This is a genomic window from uncultured Mucilaginibacter sp., assembly GCF_903913935.1.
In the GTDB taxonomy this organism is placed as follows: domain Bacteria; phylum Bacteroidota; class Bacteroidia; order Sphingobacteriales; family Sphingobacteriaceae; genus Mucilaginibacter.
Genome location: NZ_CAIWNH010000305.1, coordinates 1 through 3608, shown reverse-complemented (window position 1 = coordinate 3608; position 3608 = coordinate 1). Strand labels below are relative to the sequence as shown.

Here is a 3608-nt window from a genome sequence, read left to right as displayed (position 1 = left end):
TCGACGACGAAACAGTAAGCAATAATCAGGACAGAGATAAAGTACTTGCAACAGTGGCAAATACAATTGTTGAGTTCTGCCATCATTTTAACAATCCGTACATTTATGCAGAGGGTAGTACACCCGCCCGAACAAGATTATATCAAATGGGTATAGCGGGTTTGTGGGCTGAGATCAGCAAAGATTTTGAGGTGTTTGGATTACAAGGTACAGATTGGTATAAGTTTGAGCCCAACAGCATCAATTATGAGGCTTTTTTGCTTAAACGGAGGTAATTGTTTATATTTGAACATCAAACTAACAAATGATAATATGCCAGCGATAGTGAAAAATACTAACAAAGGTTTTGGACACGGAACCGTTAGCAGCGAAATTAAAAATCACGATAATGATCCTTTTGTTGTAAAAAAGGTGCAAAAAGCCAAAGAAACAATCCAAAGGGTAGGGTTTCCGGGAATGAAGAAAAAATAATTTTCATTAAAAATGATATACACAGGCCGGGACTATTCCCGGCTTTTTTTGTGCATTTACGCCCATGCAGGTGTTGTCACCAACATGTACCGATCTGCCCGAAGTAAGAGCGATCCATCACGCCAAAAATGTTTGGATAGCCCGGAACGGCCCCGACTTTTGACTATAGACTCCGGACTTAAGACTTTACCGATCTGCCGGAAGTAAGGGCGATCCATCACGCCAAAAATGTTTGAATAGCCTGGAACGGCCCCGACTTTTGACTATAGACTCCGGACTTAAGACTTTACCGGTCTGCCAGAAGTAAGGGCGATCCATCACGCCAAAAATGTTTGAACAGCCCGGAACGGCCCCGACTTTTGACTATAGACTCCGGACTTAAGACTTAGAAAATGGGCGTTGCCTGCGGCCCGTGCTATCCATTCATACGCCTGCAAGCATTAGGCGCGGCCTGCACTTTAGCCCCTGCCTGGCCGGTATCCATTGCTATCACTAACGCGGGTACACAGGTACGTATTTTCAAAATCGGCCCTTCTGAATTTGCCACTTATACTTTAATCCCGTAACTTTATAAAAACAACGGCAAATGTTAAACATCGATCGAATAACATCCAACCCCACCATCATGAACGGCAAAGCCTGTATCAGGGGAATGCGCATTACCGTTTCGCTGGTGCTTAATCTTGTTGCCAATGGCATGGGCAAAGCCGAAATCCTTAAGGAATACCCTGCCCTGCAGGCCGAGGATATCGACCAGTGCCTTAATTATGCAGCATATTTAGCAGAAGAAGAATTATATACTACTCAAAAAGTTTCCTGATTTGCGCTTTCTTTTAGATATGGGCATAGCACAAAGCGTTGCTTTATGGCTAAATAGCCAGGGGCACAATGCTGTGCACCTAAACGACGAAAACCTTTATCACCTGCCCGATACCCTTATTATTGAAAAAGCAATAGCCGAAAACCGAATAATTTTAACATCCGACATGGATTTTGGCCATTTACTCGCATTTAACCAGTCGCAGATGGTATCCGTTATCCAATTCCGAACCTCCGTATTTACCTTGGAAAACATTCGCACTAAGCTCGAACATCTTTTCGAAACATTTTCAAATCAATTGGAGGGCAACTTTATCATCACTATCGAGGATAGCAGGATCCGGCACCGCAAACTTCCTATTTAACGTAGCTATGGGAGTAAGTGTGTGTCAGTCGCTTCATTACTTGTCAGCGGCGCACGAGAAGCCCAACGCTGCGGGCCTTTACGCGGAATCTCGCGCGAAGAATTTATTCGTTTTTTAAATCATGAATGGTCTTTTCACCGGTTAACAGTTTGAAGAATGCGGACTCGCCGCCACTTCCAGGCTTAAAATTCCCTGACGTAAAATCTTCATCGGAAACATTAAGTCTTTCGAAAATTGAAGCAAACTCCTCAATTGTAGGAATTCGGCCTATTTCTGTCTTTACGATTTTTAAGTAGGCAAAGTTCAGGTATCGCATGAAAGCTTTGAAGGCATTAGATCGTGGCAGTATATTTCCTTCTTGTTGAATATTTTCCCACGCATACGGCCATTTATTTTGAATGCTCGTAAAGTAATTAAACAGAATTATGGCTATATCATTGTCTCTTTCTGAAATAAATAAATTGCGAAACGGGGTTTTTAAAAGTTCCGAATTACTGGCAAACGATGGCTTTTTACCTTTTAAATATATGGTCCTGTCAAAAAAAGGGTTGGGTGACAATAGTTTAATTAGTGACTCCACAAAAACTGCCTGTGTAAGAGGTTCTGACGTTTCTCTGCCCTTTGTTTTGACACCAAGTCTTTTTACCCGGTGATACAGCGGACTTCTTTTGTCGACGGAATCAAGTGCGACTGCTATTTGGTGACAAGTTTTAAACGGACTTCGTGCTTTTGACAGCCCTTCAAGATCATAAACTAAGCTCCTACTTACTTTTGTTTGCGCTAAATTAACCGTAGCAAAAATGTTCGCCTGTTCATCAACGTCTAAGCCAATAAAAATGACAACGTTGAATTGAAAGTTTGTAAATATGTTGTCAAGCGTCTTGTCATAGGAGCCGGCTTCGTTAAGAAATGCAGCGATTCGATGTTGCCCGTCAAGTACTTTGGCAACTTTGTCAATTGGAATTGATTCGCTTTCGAAGTCTGAGGTATATGGCTTTAAAATAAGATAGCCCTCATTGTCAAATTCGGCACAATTTTGATCTATTGCCAATACCACTCCTGTGGGGAAGGATGCATCGGGGGACTCAAGGTACTTTCTAATTTGGCCAACTCTGATTCTATCTAAAGGACGCTGAATGCCTAAATATCTTTCAACATCCCTGTCTTCGCCCTCTATTCTGCGCACATCAGCATATGAAATTTCGACGAGATCTCTTGCGTTAATGTTTCCAATAAAGAAATCCCCTAGCGGTTGAGAGACTTTGATTACCGATAGCTTGATTTGAGTTGATGTCATTTCTGGGTATTTAAACTGTTGGCGAACCCTTCATTGAAGTCCTTTTGTTGCTGTTCCCTTATAATCAAATACGAACTTTGTTGTCTGCCATGATAAATGGCGTAAATACGTAAAATGATGGTCATTATAAAAAAGCTTGCTGTAAGCTTAAAATAAACGTCAAAACCATGTGGCTCCAAGTTAATCTGCTTAACCCATTTGTTTTTTGTGATTAAATACAAAACAATCGTTGCAACGTAAAGTAATAATGTAATAATTGAAAAACCATGCAATAACGGAAGCTTGTAACTAGACCCTTGTAATCTGGTTAAAAGGTATAATGAGGGGGCTAAAAAGCTTAAGCAATAGGAAAGTGTTTCTCCTGGTAATATCTTGGTTTTAATTGGTTCTATGAAATCGTTTGCCGCTATTCCAGCTATGGCAATATTTATAATCAAAGGAAAAAGTGCAATCACGGTGAGCCACATCACTTCTATCAAACTTTTTCTTAAAATGTTGTAGTCGATTGCAGTAAAAAAGACAACTATCTTATTCCTAATTTCTTTCATTTATTCTAACATTTAATAGCAAGTTCGCTATAAATACCCCTTGCTAGTGGATTACCTGCAATTACACTTGCTCTATTAAGTATTGTGCTATTCCCAATCCCTGCGTAT

General features: G+C 40.6%; 6 protein-coding genes and 1 pseudogene. 4 read left to right on the top strand and 3 right to left on the bottom strand.

Translation table 11 applies throughout. The features are described 5' to 3' along the window. Together QZY09_RS12035 and QZY09_RS12030 are read left to right on the top strand one after the other, a co-directional pair. A pseudogene (locus tag QZY09_RS12035) lies at nt 1–275 on the top strand (hypothetical protein); the annotation flags it as partial. Between the two features lie 10 nt (nt 276–285). Continuing rightward, complete coding sequence (locus tag QZY09_RS12030) at nt 286–471, top strand: hypothetical protein (RefSeq protein ID WP_295672708.1); 186 nt, start codon at nt 286–288, stop codon at nt 469–471. A gap of 415 nt (nt 472–886) precedes the next feature. Here the strand turns inward: QZY09_RS12030 and QZY09_RS12025 are convergent, their stop codons facing one another. Further along, the gene (locus tag QZY09_RS12025) at nt 887–1018 is read right to left on the bottom strand and encodes a hypothetical protein (protein WP_295672707.1); all 132 of its coding nucleotides are present in this window, start codon (nt 1016–1018) and stop codon (nt 887–889) included. A gap of 39 nt (nt 1019–1057) precedes the next feature. Between QZY09_RS12025 and QZY09_RS12020 the strand changes: the two genes are divergently transcribed. Together QZY09_RS12020 and QZY09_RS12015 are read left to right on the top strand one after the other, a co-directional pair. Further along, nucleotides 1058–1291: a DUF433 domain-containing protein gene (locus QZY09_RS12020; RefSeq protein WP_295672706.1), complete on the top strand. Its 234-nt coding sequence runs from the start codon at nt 1058–1060 to the stop codon at nt 1289–1291. Between the two features lies 1 nt (nt 1292). Then, nucleotides 1293–1655 carry a DUF5615 family PIN-like protein gene (locus tag QZY09_RS12015; protein WP_295672705.1) on the top strand — a complete coding sequence of 121 codons (363 nt, stop codon included), beginning with the start codon at nt 1293–1295 and terminating at the stop codon, nt 1653–1655. A 103-nt stretch (nt 1656–1758) separates the two neighbouring features. Here QZY09_RS12015 and QZY09_RS12010 read toward each other — a convergent pair whose 3' ends face one another. Both QZY09_RS12010 and QZY09_RS12005 read right to left on the bottom strand, forming a co-directional pair. After that, nucleotides 1759–2952, bottom strand: a complete 1194-nt coding sequence (locus tag QZY09_RS12010) for a DGQHR domain-containing protein (protein WP_295672704.1) — start codon at nt 2950–2952, stop codon at nt 1759–1761. Beyond that, nucleotides 2949–3500 (bottom strand): hypothetical protein, encoded by a 552-nt coding sequence (locus QZY09_RS12005; protein WP_295672703.1) that lies wholly within the window; start codon nt 3498–3500, stop codon nt 2949–2951. The genes QZY09_RS12010 and QZY09_RS12005 overlap by 4 nt, the downstream gene beginning before the upstream one ends. Nucleotides 3501–3608 lie beyond the last annotated feature (108 nt).